We start from the raw sequence: 17615 nt of genomic DNA, 5'->3' as shown, positions 1-17615 counted from the left end.
GCGTCAGGCCCGCCGGGCCCCGTTCGGCGCGGGGGCATCATGGACCGCCGCGATCAGCTCTTCGTCGGAGGCATAGAACTCGGTCTCCGGCAGAAACGGGGCCATCGGCGGCCGCCCGGCCCAGCTCATGTGAACGAGCGCGACCGGCGTGACGGCGATCCCGGTCCGTACCACGATCCTGTCCCCGTTCCGATCGCGCGCGATGACCTGAAGCCGGTCGCTCGGCGGCCACAGGGCGTGCCCTACCGGAAGCTCCGCCAGCAGATGCGTCCGGAGCGCCTCGCATTCGGCCACCGACGGGCGCCAGAAAGGCGTTTTCGTGTACGGATCCTTCATCGCGCGAGCCCCGTCCGCTCGTGCCACGCCGCGAGGCTTTCCTCCGAATAGCCCTCGAAGGTCCTGTCCCCGGGCGCGACCTGCGGCTCGGCCCAGTTCGCGCGCGAGTCGAGCAGCATATGCGTCCGCTCCGGCGGCACCGGCAGGTCCGTGTCGATGGCCGAGGCATGGGGATGGATCAGGTCCGACCAGGACGGCGAATAGAGCCACAGCGCGCTGCCGCAATTGCGGCAGAATGCCCGTTCGGCGCTCTCGCTCGATTGATAGGTCGATACGTTCTCCTGCCCCGTCACGTCGAGCGTGTCGCGCCGCGCGCCGATGTTGATGGCGAAGCCCCCGCCGCCCGCCGTCTTGCGGCAGATGGAGCAATAGCATCGTTGGTACGGAACCGGATGCGGGGCGTCGACGGTGAACCGCACGGCGCCGCAATGGCAGGATCCTTCGAGATTCATCGACGTCTCCCCCCGTCATCAGCCCCGATCGGGCACAGGATCCCGCGCCGATCGGAAAGAATCAAGCCGGTCGCCGCGACGATGCGCGGTCCGGCGTCGATTGCCTCAGCGTTGTGCGGTTTCCCAGTGCGGATGCTGCCAGAACGGTTGCGGATCGCGCGGGAGGGACCGTCCGAGGATATGGTCCGACGCCTTCTCACCGACCATGATCGACGGGCCGTTGAGGTTGCCGTTGGTGATCCGGGGAAAGATGGAGCTGTCCGCCAGCCGCAGGTTCTCGACCCCGATGACGCGGCATTCCGGATCCACCACCGCGCCCGGATCGTCCTTCGCGCCCATGCGGCAGGTCCCGCAGGGGTGGTACGCGCTCTCGACATGTTCACGGATCGCGTCGTCGAGCTCGTCGTCACTCTGCACATGCGCGCCCGGCTGTATCTCGTGACGCCGGAAATCGGCGAAGGCGTCCTGCGCGAAGATCTCCCGCGTCAGGCGGATGCAGGTGCGGAACTCCGCCCAGTCCTCCGGGTGCCCCATGTAGTTGAACCGGATGCGCGGCGGCGCTTCGGGATCAGCGGAGTGCAGGGTCACGTCGCCCCGCGAGCGGGAGCGCATCGGCCCGACATGCGCCTGGAAGCCGTGCCCCTCCGCCGCGATCTTGCCATCGTAGCGCACGGCGAGCGGCAGGAAATGGTACTGGATGTCCGGGTAGCGGATCCCCGCCCGCGACCGGATGAACGCCGCGCTCTCGAAGTTGTTGGTGGCCCCCGGCCCGCTGCGGTGGAACAGCCAACGGGCCGCGATCCACGCCTTGCCCAGCAGGTTCCAGTAGGTGAAGAGCGTGATCGGCTTCGACGCGGCCATCTGGATGTACATTTCCAGATGGTCCTGCAGGTTCTGTCCCACGCCCGGCCGGTCCGCGACGACCTCGATCCCGTGCTCCGCCAGATGCCCGGCCGGCCCGATCCCCGACAGCATCAGAAGCTTCGGCGAGTTGATGGAGGAGGCGGCGAGGATGACCTCCCGCCCGGCCTCGAGCAGCTGTCCGCCCTTGAGGCGCACGCCGGTCGCCCGGCCGTCCTGGATGACGATGCGCTCCGCCAGTCCACGCACGAGCCGGCAGCGACCGGTCGCGCGGGCGGGCTTAAGGTAGGCATTCGCCGCCGACCAGCGCCGGCCTTTCCAGACCGTCTGCTCCATCGGCCCGAAGCCCTCCTGCTTCTGGCCGTTGTAGTCGCCCGTGACCTCGTATCCGGCCTGCCGGCCCGCCTCGACGAAGGCCCGGTAGAGCGGGTTGAGCCGCGTCCCCCGCGTGACGTGCAGCGGCCCGTCGGTGCCGCGCCAGGCCGGGTCGCCGCCATGGCCGCCGTCGTGCCAGGTCTCCATTCGCTTGAAATAGGGCAGCACGTCCGGAAAGTCCCAGCCGGTCGCCCCTTGCTCCGCCCAATGCGCATAGTCGAGCGGATGGCCGCGGACATAGACCATTCCGTTGATGGAACTCGACCCGCCCCAGACCTTGCCGCGCGGACAGGCCAGTCGTCTACCGCCCAGATGCGGCTCCGGCTCGGTCCAGTAGCCCCAGTCGTAGCGCGGCATGTTCATCGGAAAGCTGAGCGCACCCGGCATCTGGATGAGCGGCCCCGCATCGGTTCCGCCGAATTCGAGCACGATGACCGAACGCCCCGCTTCGGCGAGCCGGTAGGCCATGGCGCAGCCCGCGCTGCCGGCGCCGACGATGACATAGTCGGTCTGCATCAGAACGCGCTCTCGACAGGGCCCATGCCGACATAGACCGTCTGCACCTCGGTGAAGTGATCCATCGCCATCCGGGCATTCTCCCGTCCGATGCCCGAAGCGCGGGAGCCGCCGAACGGCATGCCCGCGGGCGTCAGGTTGTACTGGTTGATCCAGCAGGTCCCCGCGCGAAGCTGCGCCACGACCCGGTGCGCGCGCGCGAGGTCGCTGGTGAAAAGACCGGCGCTCAGCCCGAACTCGGTCGCGTTGGCCCGTTCAACGGCCTCGTCCTCGTCGGCGAAGGTCAGAACCGACATGACGGGGCCGAAGATCTCCTCGCGCACGCAGGTCATGTCGTCGGAAAGGCCGGTCAGCACGGTCGGCTCGATCCAGTAGCCCGCGCGATCCAGGCGCGCGCCGCCGATCGCGACCGTCGCGCCCTCGGCCTCCGCCGTCGCGATGTGGCGCATCACGAGGTTGGCCTGCGCCGCGGTCGTGATGGGCCCGAAATTCGTGGCCTCATCGAGCGGGTCGCCCATGACCACGCCCCCGAGACGCGCGCGCAGGCGGTCGAGGAACGCGTCGTGCAGGCTTTCGTGCACGAAGACGCGCGTCCCGTTGGAGCAGACCTGCCCCGAGGAATAGAAGTTCCCGTTGATGGCGCCCGAGACCGCATCCTCCAGGTCGGCATCCTCGAAGACGAGGATCGGGGATTTCCCACCGAGCTCCATCGTGACATGCTTAATCCCGCCCGCTGCGGCGGCCGCGACCTTGCGGCCCGTCGGCACGGACCCCGTCAGCGAGACCTTCGCCACGCGAGGGTCGGTCGTCAGCGCCGCGCCGACCTCGCCCGCGCCCTGTACCACGTTGAAGAGACCGGCGGGCAGCCCCGCCTCGATCAGGATCTCGGCCACTTTCAGAGCGCAAAGCGGCGTCGTCTCGGACGGCTTGAAGACCATCGCGTTGCCGGTGGCGAGCGCGGGCGCCGCCTTCCAGCAGGCGATCTGCGTCGGATAGTTCCACGCGCCGATGCCCGCGCAAACGCCGAGCGGCCGGCGGATCGTGTAGGCCCAGTCCCCGCCGAACCGCATCGACGTCCCGGTCACGTCCGCCGCCAGCCCGCCGAAATACTCGAGCGCGTCGGCGCCGGACGTCGCATCGGCCACCAGCGTCTCCTGCAGCGGCTTGCCGGTGTCGAGCGTCTCGAGCACGGACAACTCCCTGTTGCGCGCGCGGATCAGGTCGGCCGCCCGCCGGAGCACGCGGCCCCGTTCGACCGGATCGGCCAACGCCCATTCCGCTTGCGCCCGCTCGGCCGAGGTCAGCGCCCGCTCCAGGATTTCCGGCGTTGCCGCATGCACGGTCGCGACGGTTTCGCCGGTCGCGGGATAGATCACCGGGATCGGCGTGCCGGACGCATCCTCGGCATAGGCGCCGTCGATGAAATGGCTGGCGACAGGCGTCGCATCGGGTCTGGTCATGGTGAACTCTCCGGACGCCGCCCTGCCGGACCCGCGCCCTTCTTCTCGGTGAAAATATTCCACGGAGCGCGCGGGACCAGCCCCACGCTCCGCCGGTTCAGTCCTTCGGCGCGCGCTGGCTGTCCTCCAGCACGTTCAGATCCATGTGATTGCGCATGTACCGCCTGGAGGCGGCCTGCAGCGGCTGGTACTCCCACGGATAGTAACCGCCCTGGCGCAGCGCGTCGTACACGACCCAGCGGCGGGCCTGGCTTTCGCGCACCTCGGCGTCGAACCGGTCGAGGTCCCAGCGGCGGTCGGCCTCGGCACGGAACGCGGCCAGCGTTTCGGAATGGGCCGGATCGTCCGCGAGATTCGCAAGCTCGTGCGGGTCGGCGTCGAGGTCGAAGAGCCGCTCGGGGTCGAGCGCGCAGCGGGTGTACTTCCACCGCCCCTGCCGCAGCGCGACCAGCGGCGCGTGGCTTCCCTCGGCCGCGTATTCCATCGCCACGGGCGTCTCGCGCCGCCCGCCCTGCCCCAGCGGGACGAGCGATTCGCCGGTGGTCCACGGCTCGACCTCGCTCAGATCCACGCCCGCGAGATCGCAGAGCGTGGGACAGACGTCGATGCTGGAGACCGGCGTGAGGTCGAGCCCCGGCTCGAGCCCCGGCGCGGCAATCATCAACGGCACGCGGGAGGCGCCCTCGAGGAAGCTCATCTTGTACCACAGCCCCCGCTCGCCGAGCATGTCGCCGTGGTCGGACACGAAGAGCACGATCGCCTCCTGCCGCGTATCCTCCAAGACCTGCAGCAACTCGCCCACCTTCTCGTCGAGGTAGGAGATGTTGGCGAAATAGGCCCGGCGGGAGCGCGCGACGTCCGCTTCGGTCACGTCGAAGTTGCTCCGGTCGTTGGCGTCGAGGATGCGCCTGGAATGCGGGTCGTGCGCCTCGTAGGGCATCTCGCCCACGTCAGGCAGCAGATGCGCGCAATCCTCGTAGAGATCCCAGAACCGCCTGCGGGCGATGTAGGGGTCATGGGGATGCGTGAAGCTCGCCGTCAGGCACCAGGGCCGCGCATCCTGCTTCCGTGCGGCGTCGTAGAGCCACATCTTGGCGAAATGCGCGACCTCGTCGTCGTATTCCATCTGGTTGGTGATCTCGCCCAAGCCCGAACCGGTCACCGACCCCATGTTGTGGTACCACCAGTCGATCCGCTCCCCGGGCTTGCGATAATCCGGGGTCCAGCCGAAATCGGCCGGATAGATGTCGGTCGTGAGCCGCGTTTCGAACCCGTGCAGCTGGTCGGGGCCGACGAAGTGCATCTTGCCCGACAGGCAGGTGCGCCAGCCCGCGCGGCGCAGATGGTGCGCGTAGGTCGGGATGTCGGAGGCGAACTCGGCGGCGTTGTCGTAGACCCGCGTGCGGCTGGGCAGCAGACCGGACATGAACGAGGCCCGCCCCGGCGCGCAGAGCGGCGAAGCGGTGTAGCAGTTCCGGAACCGCCGCGACCGCGCGGCGAGCCGCTTCAGGTTCGGCGTGTGCAGCCAGTCGGCCGGCCCGTCGGGAAACAGCGTGCCGTTCAGCTGATCCACCATGAGGATCAGGATGTTCGGCCCCCCGCCTTCGGGCATGCTCATGCCAACCCCCTGTCGATGTAGTCGAGGACGAGCGCGGTGGAGGCCGCGCTGTCGAGATCGCCCGGCCGGAGCCCCTGCCGGACGTAGAGCCCGTCGATCAGTGCGCCGATCCCCTCGGCCAGCGCCTCCGGCCGGTCCGTCAGGGGGCGGAGCGCATGGACGAGGTTCGAGCGCAGGCGCGACTGGTAGACGCGCAGGAGCCGCTGCGTCTCGCCGGGGCGCCGCGCCTGGACGTAGAAGTTGAGCCAGGCCGCCACGACCTCGTCGCGGAAGTTCGAGGGCGCGAAGCTCGCCCGCACGATCGCCTCGAGCCGCGCGCGCGGCGTTTTCGCGGCGGCGAGCGAGGTCCGGGCCTCGGCGGCGAACACCGCGAGGACATGGCGCATCGCGGCCAGCAACATCCGGTCCTTGGAGCCGAAATAATGATGCGCCAGCGCCGGCGACATGCCCGCGCGGCGGGCGATTCCCGCCACGGTGACGTCGCCCGCCCCGGTCGCGGCGATCTCGGAGATCGCGGCGCGTACCAGGTCCTCCCTACGTCGGGGTTCCATTCCGCTGCGCGGCACAGCAAACTCCGATCAAGACCCGGCCGAATACTGATTGACTGATCAATCAATATATCGGCCTCGTCAATATCGAATGGGGAGATACTCATGAAACGCATCGTCACGACTGCCTCGGCTCTGGCTTTGTCGGCCGGCCTCGCCCACGCGCAGGAGGCCTGCGAGGAGATCGTCTTCGCCGATGTCGGCTGGACCGACATCACCGCCACCACCGCGGCGACCACCGTCCTGCTCGACGCGCTCGGCTACGAGACCGACGTGAAGCTCCTGTCCGTCCCGATCACCTACACCTCGATGGCCGAGGGCGACGTGGACGTGTTCCTCGGCAACTGGATGCCTACGATGGAGGCCGACATCGCGTCCTATCGCGAGGACGGGACCGTCGACACCGTGCGTGCCAACCTCGAAGGTGCGAAATACACGCTCGCCGTCAACCGGCCCGCCAAGGAGCTCGGCATCGCGTCCTTCGGCGACATCGTGAGCCAGGCCGAAGCGCTGGACGGCAAGATCTACGGCATCGAGCCGGGAAATGACGGCAACCGCCTTATCCAGTCGATGATCGACGACGACGCGTTCGGGTTGTCGGACTTCGAGGTCGTGGAAAGTTCCGAGCAGGGGATGCTGGCCCAGGTCGAGCGCCTGACGAAGCGCGACGAGCCCATCGTGTTCCTCGGCTGGGAGCCGCATCCGATGAACGCCAATTTCGACCTGACCTACCTGCAGGGCGGCGACGACTACTTCGGCCCCGATCTCGGGGGCGCGACGGTCTACACCAACACCCGCGCCGGCTATGTCGAGGATTGCCCGAATGTGGGCCGCCTGCTGGAGAACCTCGGCTTCTCGCTCGCCATGGAGAACGAGATCATGGGCGGGATCCTGGACGACGGAGAAGATCCGCGGGACGCGGCGACCGCTTGGCTCGCATCCAACCAGGATGTGCTCGGCGTCTGGCTCGACGGCGTCACTACGATCGACGGCGGCGACGCGATGGAGGCCGTCACCTCCGAGCTCGAGAGCTGATCGTTTCCCGCCGGATACATGGTCGGGGCGGCGCGCGATCGCCATGCGCGCGCCCTCACGCGGCGGCGCGACCCGGTAGCCGGCGGCAACAGCGCGTCATCGGGTTCGGCCGTCGTGAAACGGAAGCTGACCGGATGCGCGTTCTCTGTCAGAGTGGCTTCGAGCGTCCGACGGAGGCTGCCGTAGCCGACCGTGCGCTCCTGCTCCGGCGTCGCCCCGGCACCGGGGACGCGATCCGTGGTCGCCGCCTCGACGGGCCCGGCCGCGAAAAAGGGCCAGCGATGACAGGCGCCCCGCAAAGCGCTGTCCGGCGGCGGGACGAGCCCGGCCCAGGCGAACGCATCCGCGAGACAAGCGCAAATCGCCGCCATCTCCGTCACGACGGTCCCACCGTGGACGCGCGTCGGGACCTTGTCCAGCGGATTGACGTCATCGAGCGCCCCCTTGCTCGCGAAATCGACGGTCACGGTCTCGTATTCCGTGCCGACCTCCTCCAACATCCAGCGCGCCGTGCGCCCGCGCGACATCGGGTTCGTGTAGAGGATCAATTCGGACATGGCGGGCTTCCCATGTCTGCCTGCCGAAACGCTGACACGATTCGTCCGGCCGCGGAACGCAAAAGGAGCGGACGCACATGAACTGGCTGACCGACAACAAGATCCCGCTGGGCGACTGGGCTGCCGACGCCTTCGACTGGCTGCAGGACGTGGGCCAGCCGTTCTTCGACGCGCTCGCCCTCGTGATGGAGGCGATGATCGAGGCGATCCTGTGGGTCCTCCAGACGCCACACCCGCTTCTCGTGATCGGGGCGTTCGCGGCGCTGACCTGGGCGTTGCAGCGCTCGTGGCGGATCACGCTCTTCGTCGCGCTCGGCTTTCTCTTCGTCCTGAACCAGGGCTATTGGGAGGAGACGGCGGAAAGCCTGACGCTCGTCCTGTCGGCCTGCGTCGTCTGCATGGGCGTCGGCGTGCCGATCGGCATCGCGGTGGCCCATCGGCCGCGCCTCTACGCCTGGATGCGGCCGGTGCTCGACCTGATGCAGACCCTGCCGACCTTTGTCTACCTGATCCCCGCGATCGTGTTCTTCGGCATCGGCATGGTGCCGGGCCTGATCGCCACCGTGATCTTCGTGCTGCCCGCGCCGATCCGGCTCACGCACCTGGGCATCTCCAGCACGCCCGCAGCCCTGACCGAGGCGGCGGAGGCGTTCGGCGCCACGCCGCAGCAGACGCTGTGGAAGGTGGAGTTGCCCTACGCGCTGCCGCAGATCATGACGGGCCTCAACCAGACGATCATGCTGTCGCTGTCGATGGTGGTGATCGCCGCGCTGGTGGGGGCGGACGGGCTGGGCGTGCCGGTCGTGCGCGCGCTCAATCAGGTGAACACGTCCCTCGGATTCGAAAGCGGCATCGTCATCGTCGTCGTCGCGATCATGCTGGACCGGATGCTGCGAATGGAGCACAAATGACCGAGACACGCGATGCCGCCTGCCATTGCGGGGCCGTTCGCCTCCGCGTCGCCCTCGTGGACGGGCTCCACACCGCCCGCCGGTGCGATTGCAGCTTCTGCGCGATGCGCGGGGCCGTTACCGTGACCGCGACGGGGGACGGGATCGAGATCGTCGAGGGGGCGGATGTGCTGACGCTCTACCGGTTCAACACGGAGACGGCGCAGCACTACTTCTGCGGCCGCTGCGGCATCTACACCCATCACCGTCGCCGCTCGCACCCGGACGAATACGGCGTCAACGTCGCCTGCCTCGACGGCGTCTCGCCCTTCGATCTGCCGCTCGTCGTCGTCCACGACGGTCAGGCGCATCCGAGCGACGTGGGCCATTCGCGCGTCGCCGGCGTGCTGACCTACACGCGGCAGGAGATGCCCGGATGAGCCGCCCCGCCGTCGAGTTCGACCGCGTCTCCATCGTCTTCGGCGACCGCCCGGACCGCGCGCTGCCGCTGATGGACGAGGGCCGAACCCGCGCCGAGGTGCAGGCGGAGACGGATCAGGTGCTCGGCGTCCACGACTGCTCCCTCTCCGTCGCCGAGGGAGAGATCGTCGTGCTGATGGGCTTGTCGGGCTCCGGGAAGTCCACGCTGCTGCGCGCGGTGAACGGGCTGAACCCGGTCGTGCGCGGCGAGGTGCGGATCGACGACGGCGGCCGGATGGCCTCGGTCACGCAGGCCCGCCCGCGCGAGTTGCGCCGGCTCCGGCAGGAACGTGTCGCGATGGTGTTCCAGCAATTCGGCCTCCTGCCCTGGCGGCGGGTGCGGGAGAACGTGGGCCTTGGGCTGGAGCTTGCCGGCCGATCGGCGGCGGAGCGGCGCGAGATCGTGAACCGGCAGCTCGAACTGGTGGGGCTGACGGAATGGGCCGACCGCAGGGTGGGCGAGCTCTCCGGCGGGATGCAGCAGCGCGTGGGCCTCGCCCGCGCCTTCGCGACCGAGGCGCCGATCCTGCTGATGGACGAGCCGTTCAGCGCGCTCGACCCCCTGATCCGGACGCGTCTGCAGGACGAGCTCCTGGAGCTGCAATCCCGCCTCCGGCGGACCATCGTCTTCGTGAGCCACGATCTCGACGAGGCGTTCAAGCTCGGCCAGCGCATCGCCATCCTAGAGGGCGGCCGCATCATCCAGTGCGGCACGCCCGCGGAGATCTTCACCCGGCCCGCGAACGAATACGTGGCTGACTTCGTCGCGCACATGAACCCGCTCGGCGTGCTGACCGCGGCCGATGCGGCCACGCCCGGTGAGGGGGCCGGACCGGCGATCCCGGCGGAGATGCCCGTCCGCGAGCTCATCGAGCTCTGCGCAGGACGCGACGGCCCGATCCCGGTGGAACGCGACGGCCACCCGATCGGGATCGTCGACCGGCAGAGCCTGCTCGCCCGGCTCGCGCGCTGACGGGCTGACGGGCTGACGGGCTGACGGGCTCGATGAGCTGAGTGCCGCGCGCATCGCAACCGAATGTTGCGGAGGGCGGACGGCAACAGAAGGGCACCGCCGGGCCGGCGGGCGTCTCGCTCCCGCCCCTAGGCGCCGGCGATGCGGCGCAGATAGGTGCCGTAGCGGTTCTTCGCGTAGCGGTCGGCCTGTGCCAGCAGGTCGTCGCGCGTGATCCAGCCCGCGTCGAAGGCGATCTCCTCCAGGCAGCCGGTCTGCAGGCCCTGCCGCCGCTCAAGCGTCCGCACGAAGTTGCCCGCATCCAGCAGGCTCTCGTGCGTGCCGGTGTCGAGCCACGCATAGCCGCGTCCCATCCGTTCCACCGACAGCAACCCGTCGTCGAGATAGAGCTGCAGAAGCGACGTGATCTCGAGCTCACCGCGCGCCGAAGGCTCGATCCCCTCGGCGCGGTCGGGCGCCGTGCCGTCGAGGAAGTAAAGGCCCGTGACCGCGTAGTTCGAGGGCGGCACCTCCGGCTTCTCGATGATCGCCTTGGCCTGCCCCGACGTATCGAAATCAACCACGCCATAGCGCTCTGGATCGGCGACCTGATAGCCGAAGACCGACCCGCCGTCGGTCCGCGCGTCCGCCGCCCGCAGGATCTCGGGCAGGCCGTGGCCGAAGAACACGTTGTCGCCCAGCACCATCGCGGAGGGCGCCCCGTCGAGGAAGTCACGGGCGAGCAGGTAGGCCTGCGCCAGACCGTCGGGCGAGGGCTGCTCGATATAGGTGAGCGAGATGCCCCAGAGGCTGCCGTCGCCCAGCGTGCGCTGGAACTGCTCGCGGTCTTGCGGGGTGGTGATCATCGCGATCTCGCGGATGCCCGCCAGCATCAGCACCGAGATCGGATAGTAGATCATCGGCTTGTCGTAGATCGGCAGGAGCTGCTTGGAGACCCCCGCGGTGATCGGATAAAGCCGGGTGCCGGAGCCGCCGGCAAGGATGATGCCCTTGCGCCTGGTCATGTCGTCCTCGTGTCGGTTGGCGCGACCGATAGAGATATGGGAACGGGCCGGCAAGCGAAGCGGCGCAACATGGTTTCCGGCGCCCCGGACGGGGGAACGGTCAGTCCTCGCCCATCAGCGCCTTGTGCCGCGCCACGCCCTCGTCGAGGTCGTCGTAATATTCGAGCTTGCCCTCGTGCAGGACGAGGGCCGCGTCGCAGAAATCCTTCACCTTGCGCGTCTGGTGGCTGACCATGATGGCGCTGGCGTTGCGGATCCGCTCGCGGAACACGGCCTTCGACTTGCGGTTGAAGCTGGCGTCGCCCACCGCCGTCGTCTCGTCCACGAGGTAGGTGTCGAACTGGATACCCATGGAAAGCCCGAAGCTCAACCGCGCCTTCATGCCCGAAGAATAGGTCCGCACCGGTGCGTCGAACTGCGTGCCGAGCTCCGAGAAGTCGAGGACGAAGCGCACGAGGCTCGCCGTGTCGACGCCGTAGACGCGCGCGACGAAGATGGTGTTCTGCGCCCCGGTCATGTCGCTGTTGAAGGAGCCGCTGAAACCCACGGGCCAGGAAACGGAACCGTCGGTGACGATGCGCCCGGTATCAGGCTGCTGCACGCCCGCGATGATTTCGAGAAGCGTCGTCTTGCCGGCGCCGTTTCCGCCCAGAAGCGCGAGCGACCGGCCCTCGGGCAGCGTGAGGTTCAGGTTCGAGATGACCGTGCGGCGGACACCCTTGTACCAGAAGCTCTTCGACAGGTTCTCGAGCCGGAGCATCGCCGGGATCCTCAGCGGCTGTCCCGGACGGAGTAGTAGATGAGCACGAGGATCGACCAGCCGAGAATCAGGAACAGCGCCGTCAGCGCGAGAAGGACGCTGCGTCGGGGATATTCCGCCGATTGCGGCCGGGTCGGGCTGATATAGGTCGCGAGGTAGCGCGTCTGCCGACTGGCGTTCGTTCGCGAGATGTCGAGCGCGCTCAGCGCGGCACGGTAGCTTTCCTCTGCGAATTCCCGGTCCACGACCAGCCCTTCGTACTCCGCGAGCAGGGTCGGATAGTCGTCGCCGTCGATGTCGTCCTGCCCGGCCGCGACGGCGGCCCGTTCCGCGGCAATGCGCTCACGGATGACGGCGATCTGGCGTTCGGACTGATCGACGCGCGGATCGGTGGCGCTGGTCCGTTCCCGCAGGATGTCGAGGTCCACCAGAGCCTGCGCGAGCTGCGCCTGCAGCGTGTTCACGACGGCCATGCGGCCGGCGAGGTCGGTCTCGGGATCGACGATCTGCGTGCGGGTGCGGAACAGGGTGAGAGCCTCGCGCGCCTTCTTGAGCCGCGCCAGCGCCTCGTCGAGATCCTCCCGCGCGAAACGGCTCGCATCCTCGCGCGCCGTCGCGTTGAGCTCGTTCACGAGCCGCTGGCTCTCGCGCAGGATGGCCTGCCCGATCCGGACCGCCTTGTCCGGGTCGAAGGCGAGGACGCGAAGTTCCACCTGCCCGCTGGTCTGGTCGTAGGAGACGCGGACGATCCGCGACCAGTACCACAAGAGCTCTTCGATGGTCGGATCGGGCCAGATCGAGAAGACCGGGTCCTCGTCCCAGTATTGCGCGTAGTGCTCGACCAGACCGACCTCCGATTCGATGGCCTGCAGCATCGCCTGGGACTGGATGTATTCGTAGAGGATGCCCGCATCCGACCCGGCGGAGCCGCTCGAAAGCTGCGCGGCGAAGCCAGTCAGAAGCTCCGTCGCCGCGCCCCCCTCCTCCTGCCGGACGGTGAATCCGGCCGTTGAAGCGTATTGGTCGCGCGCCGTCGTCCAGAGATACGCGCCGACGAGTGTCGTGGGCACGAGGACGATCAGCACGAAGCTCAGGAGCACGCCCCAGTGCCGACGCCGCATCCGCGCAGGCGCCGCCATCGGCGCGACCTCGACCACCCGGTCGTCGTCGGCCTTGTTCCGCTTCCCGCTGCGTTTCTTCTTGCCGCCCTTCTTGCGCTTGCCGCCCTTCGTCTCATCCTCGCCGATGGGCTCGGCTTCGCGCGCGGCGTCCCGCTCCGCGCGGCGCGCGGCGCGTCGCTCCTCGCGCGCGTCGGCGTCGTCCTCGCGGTCGGCGCCCCGCTCCGCGCGTCTTGCGATGCGCCGTTCCTCGCGCTCCTCGTCACTGGCCGTGCGGCGCCGCGCGACGCCGGACGCGAACGTGATCGGGGACACGTTCTCGGGATCGGATGCGGAGCTGTCGCGGTCTGTCATGGGGGCTGGTGGCCTGCCGGATGGCGTCGCCCGGATCGGGCGCACGATTGATGTTCGTCCGGATCTCCTAAATAGGTGTGCTTGGAAATACCAGTTCGATGGAAGACGTGGTCGACGCAACCACCATACCCCCGGCCCTCGCACCACGGAAGCGGATGCGGCAGAACGGCAGCCGGCTCCGCTCGATCGCGGCGCTCGCGCTGCGCGAGATGCAGTCGCGCTACGGACGCTCGCCCGGCGGCTACGTCTGGGCCATACTCGAACCGCTGGGGATGATCACGCTGCTCGCCTTCGGCTTCTCGCTCCTGTTGCGGCGGCCTTCCCTCGGAGACAGCTTCCTGCTGTTCTACGCGACCGGATATCTGCCGTTCCAGTTGTACGGGCGCTTGCAGCAGATGGTCTCGCAGGCCCTGAAATACTCCCGCAGCCTCCTCGTCTATCCGGTCGTGACATGGTTCGACGCCATCCTCGCCCGGGTCCTGCTGCATTCGTTGACCGGCGTGCTGGTGGCGACGCTGCTGCTGATCGGGATCGTGGTGCTCCTCGACCTCGACGTGCAGGTCGACATGGTGCCGATCCTGATCGCCTTCGTGACCGCGATCCTGCTGGGGACGGGGGTGGGCATGACGAACGGCGTCCTGCTGGCCTATTTCCCGATCTGGCGGACGATCTGGACCATCGTGACGCGGCCCCTGATGCTCGCCTCCGGGGTGCTCTACATCTACGAGGATCTGCCCCGGATCGCGCAGGACATCCTGTGGTACAATCCGCTGCTGCACATGACGGCGACGGCGCGCAGCGGGTTCTTCCCGACCTACGACCCGCAATTCGTCTCGGCGGCCTATACGGGCGGGGTGATATTCATCACCCTGTTCCTCGGGATGCTCCTGATGCGGCGCTTCAACGGCCGGGTCCAGATCCGGTGATGAGGGCGCGGACCCCATCGAATTCGCGGTCGAGCCGTCCGGCCAGACCGTCCGCCACCGCCGCCCGCCACAAGCGGATATAGGCGGCCCGGTCGGCCCCGTACCGCCGTGCCCGGAACCGCCAGACCACGCCGAGGGCGAGATAGATCATCGTGCCGCACGCCCGCCCGACGGCCGCGCGATAGACCATCGCCCGGTTCCGGTAGAGGTAGTACACTTTCCAAAGGGGCCGGATCGGAGTGCCCGCGATCGTCGTGCCGCAATCGTGCTCGAACCGGACCGTCGGGTCGAAGCCCAGCGGACCGGCGTGGCGCCCGAGCCGCAGCGTGTAGGTCGTGTCGTCCCCGTAGATGAAGAACCGCCCGTCCGGATAGCCTGCCGCCTCCACCGCCCGCCGCGACAGGAACGCGCCGACGAAGGAGCCGCCGTCGATATCCACCGGCTCCGCCCCCCTGAAGGCTTCGGGGGAAAGATGGAACGTCTCGCGCCCCCGGAACAGCGCCGCGATCGTGCCGCGCGCGCTGCCGAACGGATCGAGCAACGGGCGGTTCATCTCGCAGATCGCGCCGTCGGGATAAGTGACGGCCGCGAACCAGGCGGCGCGGCCGTCGCGCGGCCGGCTCCCGAAGCGTGCGAAGGCGTCCGCCGCCGGGCGGGCGTCGTCGTCCATCAGGCAGATCCAGTCGGCGTCCGTTTCCGCCATCGCGTGCCGCATCCCCGCCTCGAACCCGCCCGCGCCCCCGCGATTGCGCGGCAGGGTCAGGACATGCAGCCGCGGGTCCTTCAATCCGGCCAGCCAGGCGCCGGTGCCGTCGGTCGAGGCGTTGTCGACGACGAGGATGCCGGCAAGATCGGCCGGCCCGCTTTGCAGCAACCGCCGCAGCGTCACCGCAAGCTGTTCCCGGCGGTCGAACGTCACGACCACGGCCCAGACCCGCATAGCCGTCATTCAGCGTCTTTCGAACGGACGGGGCGACACCCGGCCATGCCGCGCCGCCGGGCGAGCGGCATGCGCGGTCGAGCGGCCCCCGCGCGAGTCAGGCCGCATAATACTTGTAGGTCTGCGCGATCCCGTCCTCGAAGGCCGTGACATGCGCGCCGAGCAGGAGGCGGACGTCGTTCGAATTGGCGATCACGTCGCGCGGCTCCGTCGCGAGCAGATCCTCGGCCGGCACCTTCTCGTAGGCGAGCGGCCGGCCCGTCGCCGTCTCGATCGCTGCGATCACGTCCATGAGCGACGTGGAGCGCCCGCTGCCCAGCATGTTGATGCGCGCCGTCTCCTCGCCCGCGACCAGCTTCCGCGCGAGCGTCGCGATGCCGTAGCCCACGTCGCCCGCATAGATGAAGTCGCGGCTCTGCCCGCCGTCGCCGTTCACGAACACGCTCCGCCCCTCGATCGCGGCGCGGGTGAAGGCGTGGATCGCGCTCTTCTTGTTGTCGGAGAACCGGCCGAACACGTTGGTCAGCCGCACCACGCGGAACGTCCCGCCCCGGAGCTCGACCAGCTTCTCGAGGATCATCTCCTCCGCCGCCTTGGTCGCGCCGTAGAAGTTCTTCGGGCAATAGGCGCTGTCGACGCCGACCTCGAAGGTCCCGTCGAAAAGCGCTCCCGCGGTGGAAACGAGAATGAAGCGGTCGCCCGGGCGCACCGCCTCCATGACGAAACGGGCCGGGCCGGTGATGTTGGCCTCGATGAAGTCGAGGGGGCGATCCTTGCTTTCGGCGACACGCGTCTCACCGGCGAGAAAGACGAAGGTGCGCCCCGAAGGCTCCTGCGGCAGCTCGTCGAGGAACGCGACCGCCGCATCCGTCTCGTACCCGCCGTCATGGCGCGGAAGGTCGACCTTCTCGTGCCCCGGAGCCGCGTTCGACAGGTCGTCGATCACCACGGGCGCCAGCGCCGCGAATTCAGGCTCCCGCGCCACGACGTCGAGGATGTTGCGCCCGACGAAGCCGAGCCCTCCGACGAGGATCAGGGAGGAAGAGTTCTGCATACCGAATGCCCCGCTTGCCGTTCACCGTCCGGCGACGTCCGGCCGGCGCTTGGGACGGACCTCTAAGGTCGTCGTGGCCGAAGTGCAAACCTCCTGCCGTCGCGTAACAGGATTGCAACGGCCGTGTTTGCCCTCCTCCACAAATGCGGCGATACAGCCCCGCGAATGACCGTGCGATTCGATGGGAGCTACGTGCACATGAAGGTGATAATCCTCGGCGGAGACGGCTTTTGCGGCTGGCCCAACGCGCTCTACCTTTCGGCGCGCGGACACGACGTCATCATCGTCGACAACCTGTCCCGGCGCGCCATCGACCTCGAGCTCGAGGTGGACAGCCTGACGCCGATCCGTCCGATCGGGGAGCGCCTGCGCGTCTGGAAGGAGCTTACCGGCAAGGAGATCCAGTACCACAACTTCACCGTGGGCGAGCATTACCACCGGCTCCTGACGCTCCTGCAGGAGGAGCAGCCCGACGCCGTCGTGCACTTCGCCGAGCAGCGCGCGGCGCCCTATTCGATGAAGTCCGCCGCGCACAAGCGCTACACGGTGAACAACAACCTCAACGCCACCAACGACGTGCTCGCCGCAATCGTGGAATCCGGCCTCGACATCCACCTCGTCCACCTCGGCACGATGGGCGTCTACGGCTACGGCACCGCGGGCATGCGCATCCCCGAAGGCTACCTCAAGGTCCGCGTCGAGACGCCCGTGGGCGAGAGCGAGCAGGAAATCCTCTACCCGACCAATCCCGGCTCGATCTACCACATGACGAAGTCGCAGGATCAGCTGTTCTTCCACTTCTACAACAAGAACGATCAGGTCCGGATCACCGATCTCCATCAGGGCATCGTCTGGGGCACGCAGACCGAGGAGACGCGCCGCGACGAACGGCTCATCAACCGCTTCGACTACGACGGCGATTACGGAACAGTGCTCAACCGCTTCCTGATGCAGGCGGCGGTGAAGTACCCGATGACGGTGCACGGCACCGGCGGCCAGACGCGCGCCTTCATCCACATCCAGGACACGTGCCGCTGCATCGAGCTCGCGCTGGAGAACCCGCCCCAGAAGGGCGAGCGGGTCAACATCCTCAACCAGATGACCGAGACGCACCGCGTGCGCGACCTCGCGCAGATGATCGCCGACAAGCTCGGGGCCGAGATCGCCTATCTCGACAACCCGCGCAACGAGGCCGACGAGAACGACCTTCACGTCGCCAACGACCGGTTTCTGGGGCTCGGCCTCGAGCCGATCAAGCTCTCGGAAGGGGTGATGGACGAGGTACGCGACATCGCCGCGAAGTACGCCGGGCGCTGCGACAAGACGAAGATCCCCTGCGTGTCGCTCTGGCGGTAAGC

17 protein-coding genes and 1 pseudogene are annotated in these 17615 nt (G+C 68.3%); 6 read left to right on the top strand and 12 right to left on the bottom strand.

Going from position 1 to position 17615, the window contains the following annotated elements; genetic code table 11:
* Positions 1-3: 3 nt before the first annotated feature.
* The 6 genes from Q1B08_RS10845 to betI all read right to left on the bottom strand — a co-directional run bounded on the left by Q1B08_RS10845 (position 4) and on the right by betI (position 6184).
* Positions 4-336 (bottom strand): hypothetical protein, encoded by a 333-nt coding sequence (locus tag Q1B08_RS10845; RefSeq protein ID WP_299818195.1) that lies wholly within the window; start codon positions 334-336, stop codon positions 4-6.
* The gene (locus Q1B08_RS10840; protein ID WP_299818192.1) at positions 333-788 is read right to left on the bottom strand and encodes a GFA family protein; all 456 of its coding nucleotides are present in this window, start codon (positions 786-788) and stop codon (positions 333-335) included. Before Q1B08_RS10840 ends, Q1B08_RS10845 begins: the two co-directional genes overlap by 4 nt.
* Positions 789-893: 105 nt before the next feature.
* Positions 894-2540, bottom strand: coding sequence for a choline dehydrogenase (gene betA / locus Q1B08_RS10835; RefSeq protein ID WP_299818189.1), 1647 nt, complete (start codon positions 2538-2540; stop codon positions 894-896).
* Positions 2540-4000, bottom strand: a complete 1461-nt coding sequence (betB, locus tag Q1B08_RS10830) for a betaine-aldehyde dehydrogenase (protein ID WP_299818186.1) — start codon at positions 3998-4000, stop codon at positions 2540-2542. The genes betA and betB overlap by 1 nt, the downstream gene beginning before the upstream one ends.
* Before the next feature lie 97 nt (positions 4001-4097).
* Positions 4098-5618, bottom strand: coding sequence for a choline-sulfatase (gene betC, locus Q1B08_RS10825; RefSeq protein WP_299818183.1), 1521 nt, complete (start codon positions 5616-5618; stop codon positions 4098-4100).
* Positions 5615-6184, bottom strand: coding sequence for a transcriptional regulator BetI (gene betI / locus Q1B08_RS10820; protein WP_299818180.1), 570 nt, complete (start codon positions 6182-6184; stop codon positions 5615-5617). Before betI ends, betC begins: the two co-directional genes overlap by 4 nt.
* Positions 6185-6271: 87 nt before the next feature.
* Here betI and choX point away from each other — a divergent pair, with 87 nt between their 5' ends.
* Positions 6272-7201, top strand: coding sequence for a choline ABC transporter substrate-binding protein (gene choX, locus Q1B08_RS10815; RefSeq protein WP_299818177.1), 930 nt, complete (start codon positions 6272-6274; stop codon positions 7199-7201).
* A 347-nt stretch (positions 7202-7548) separates the two neighbouring features.
* On the opposite strand, the pseudogene Q1B08_RS10810 reads toward choX, so the two are convergent.
* Positions 7549-7758, bottom strand: a pseudogene (locus Q1B08_RS10810) (glutathione S-transferase N-terminal domain-containing protein); the annotation flags it as partial.
* A gap of 77 nt (positions 7759-7835) precedes the next feature.
* Between Q1B08_RS10810 and choW the strand changes: the two are divergent.
* From choW to choV, 3 genes are read left to right on the top strand one after another with little or no spacing between them, the layout of a single operon-like run.
* A complete protein-coding gene (choW, locus tag Q1B08_RS10805) occupies positions 7836-8669 on the top strand; it encodes a choline ABC transporter permease subunit (RefSeq protein ID WP_299818174.1) in 834 nt (277 codons plus the stop codon).
* Positions 8666-9088 (top strand): GFA family protein, encoded by a 423-nt coding sequence (locus Q1B08_RS10800; protein ID WP_299818171.1) that lies wholly within the window; start codon positions 8666-8668, stop codon positions 9086-9088. Before choW ends, Q1B08_RS10800 begins: the two co-directional genes overlap by 4 nt.
* Positions 9085-10101: a choline ABC transporter ATP-binding protein gene (gene choV, locus Q1B08_RS10795; protein ID WP_299818167.1), complete on the top strand. Its 1017-nt coding sequence runs from the start codon at positions 9085-9087 to the stop codon at positions 10099-10101. Before Q1B08_RS10800 ends, choV begins: the two co-directional genes overlap by 4 nt.
* A 128-nt stretch (positions 10102-10229) precedes the next feature.
* Here choV and rfbA read toward each other — a convergent pair whose 3' ends face one another.
* The 3 genes from rfbA to Q1B08_RS10780 form a co-directional block, all read right to left on the bottom strand.
* Positions 10230-11105, bottom strand: a complete 876-nt coding sequence (gene rfbA, locus Q1B08_RS10790; RefSeq protein WP_299818164.1) for a glucose-1-phosphate thymidylyltransferase RfbA — start codon at positions 11103-11105, stop codon at positions 10230-10232.
* Between the two features lie 100 nt (positions 11106-11205).
* On the bottom strand, positions 11206-11865 hold the full coding sequence (locus Q1B08_RS10785) for an ABC transporter ATP-binding protein (protein ID WP_299818160.1): 660 nt from the start codon (positions 11863-11865) through the stop codon (positions 11206-11208).
* A gap of 11 nt (positions 11866-11876) precedes the next feature.
* Positions 11877-13337, bottom strand: a complete 1461-nt coding sequence (locus tag Q1B08_RS10780; protein ID WP_299818157.1) for a sugar transporter — start codon at positions 13335-13337, stop codon at positions 11877-11879.
* A gap of 107 nt (positions 13338-13444) precedes the next feature.
* On the opposite strand from Q1B08_RS10780, the gene Q1B08_RS10775 reads away from it, so the two are divergent.
* The gene (locus tag Q1B08_RS10775; RefSeq protein ID WP_299818154.1) at positions 13445-14263 is read left to right on the top strand and encodes an ABC transporter permease; all 819 of its coding nucleotides are present in this window, start codon (positions 13445-13447) and stop codon (positions 14261-14263) included.
* Here the strand turns inward: Q1B08_RS10775 and Q1B08_RS10770 are convergent.
* Both Q1B08_RS10770 and Q1B08_RS10765 read right to left on the bottom strand, forming a co-directional pair.
* Positions 14238-15212 (bottom strand): glycosyltransferase, encoded by a 975-nt coding sequence (locus Q1B08_RS10770; RefSeq protein ID WP_299818151.1) that lies wholly within the window; start codon positions 15210-15212, stop codon positions 14238-14240. The two genes, Q1B08_RS10775 and Q1B08_RS10770, sit on opposite strands and share 26 nt — an antisense overlap.
* An 88-nt stretch (positions 15213-15300) precedes the next feature.
* Positions 15301-16257: an NAD-dependent epimerase/dehydratase family protein gene (locus Q1B08_RS10765; RefSeq protein ID WP_299818149.1), complete on the bottom strand. Its 957-nt coding sequence runs from the start codon at positions 16255-16257 to the stop codon at positions 15301-15303.
* Positions 16258-16455: 198 nt separating this feature from the next.
* On the opposite strand from Q1B08_RS10765, the gene Q1B08_RS10760 reads away from it, so the two are divergent.
* A complete protein-coding gene (locus Q1B08_RS10760) occupies positions 16456-17613 on the top strand; it encodes an NAD-dependent epimerase/dehydratase family protein (protein WP_299818147.1) in 1158 nt (385 codons plus the stop codon).
* Positions 17614-17615 lie beyond the last annotated feature (2 nt).

Origin of the sequence: uncultured Jannaschia sp. (assembly GCF_947494025.1) — a bacterium.
Lineage (GTDB): Bacteria > Pseudomonadota > Alphaproteobacteria > Rhodobacterales > Rhodobacteraceae > Jannaschia.
Note: the sequence above shows the minus strand (reverse complement) of the source record. Positions and strands in the feature narration are given on the sequence as shown.

Excerpts from the sequence above, each read along its gene's own strand:
- Q1B08_RS10770 (WP_299818151.1), bottom strand. The coding sequence starts at position 15,212 with ATGACGGCTATGCGGGTCTGGGCCGTGGTCGTGACGTTCGACCGCCGG.
- choW (WP_299818174.1), top strand. The coding sequence starts at position 7,836 with ATGAACTGGCTGACCGACAACAAGATCCCGCTGGGCGACTGGGCTGCC.
- choX (WP_299818177.1), top strand. The coding sequence starts at position 6,272 with ATGAAACGCATCGTCACGACTGCCTCGGCTCTGGCTTTGTCGGCCGGC.
- Q1B08_RS10845 (WP_299818195.1), bottom strand. The coding sequence starts at position 336 with ATGAAGGATCCGTACACGAAAACGCCTTTCTGGCGCCCGTCGGTGGCC.
- rfbA (WP_299818164.1), bottom strand. The coding sequence starts at position 11,105 with ATGACCAGGCGCAAGGGCATCATCCTTGCCGGCGGCTCCGGCACCCGG.
- betC (WP_299818183.1), bottom strand. The coding sequence starts at position 5,618 with ATGAGCATGCCCGAAGGCGGGGGGCCGAACATCCTGATCCTCATGGTG.
- Q1B08_RS10800 (WP_299818171.1), top strand. The coding sequence starts at position 8,666 with ATGACCGAGACACGCGATGCCGCCTGCCATTGCGGGGCCGTTCGCCTC.
- betB (WP_299818186.1), bottom strand. The coding sequence starts at position 4,000 with ATGACCAGACCCGATGCGACGCCTGTCGCCAGCCATTTCATCGACGGC.
- Q1B08_RS10780 (WP_299818157.1), bottom strand. The coding sequence starts at position 13,337 with ATGACAGACCGCGACAGCTCCGCATCCGATCCCGAGAACGTGTCCCCG.
- choV (WP_299818167.1), top strand. The coding sequence starts at position 9,085 with ATGAGCCGCCCCGCCGTCGAGTTCGACCGCGTCTCCATCGTCTTCGGC.
- Q1B08_RS10760 (WP_299818147.1), top strand. The coding sequence starts at position 16,456 with ATGAAGGTGATAATCCTCGGCGGAGACGGCTTTTGCGGCTGGCCCAAC.
- Q1B08_RS10840 (WP_299818192.1), bottom strand. The coding sequence starts at position 788 with ATGAATCTCGAAGGATCCTGCCATTGCGGCGCCGTGCGGTTCACCGTC.
- Q1B08_RS10785 (WP_299818160.1), bottom strand. The coding sequence starts at position 11,865 with ATGCTCCGGCTCGAGAACCTGTCGAAGAGCTTCTGGTACAAGGGTGTC.
- Q1B08_RS10765 (WP_299818149.1), bottom strand. The coding sequence starts at position 16,257 with ATGCAGAACTCTTCCTCCCTGATCCTCGTCGGAGGGCTCGGCTTCGTC.
- betA (WP_299818189.1), bottom strand. The coding sequence starts at position 2,540 with ATGCAGACCGACTATGTCATCGTCGGCGCCGGCAGCGCGGGCTGCGCC.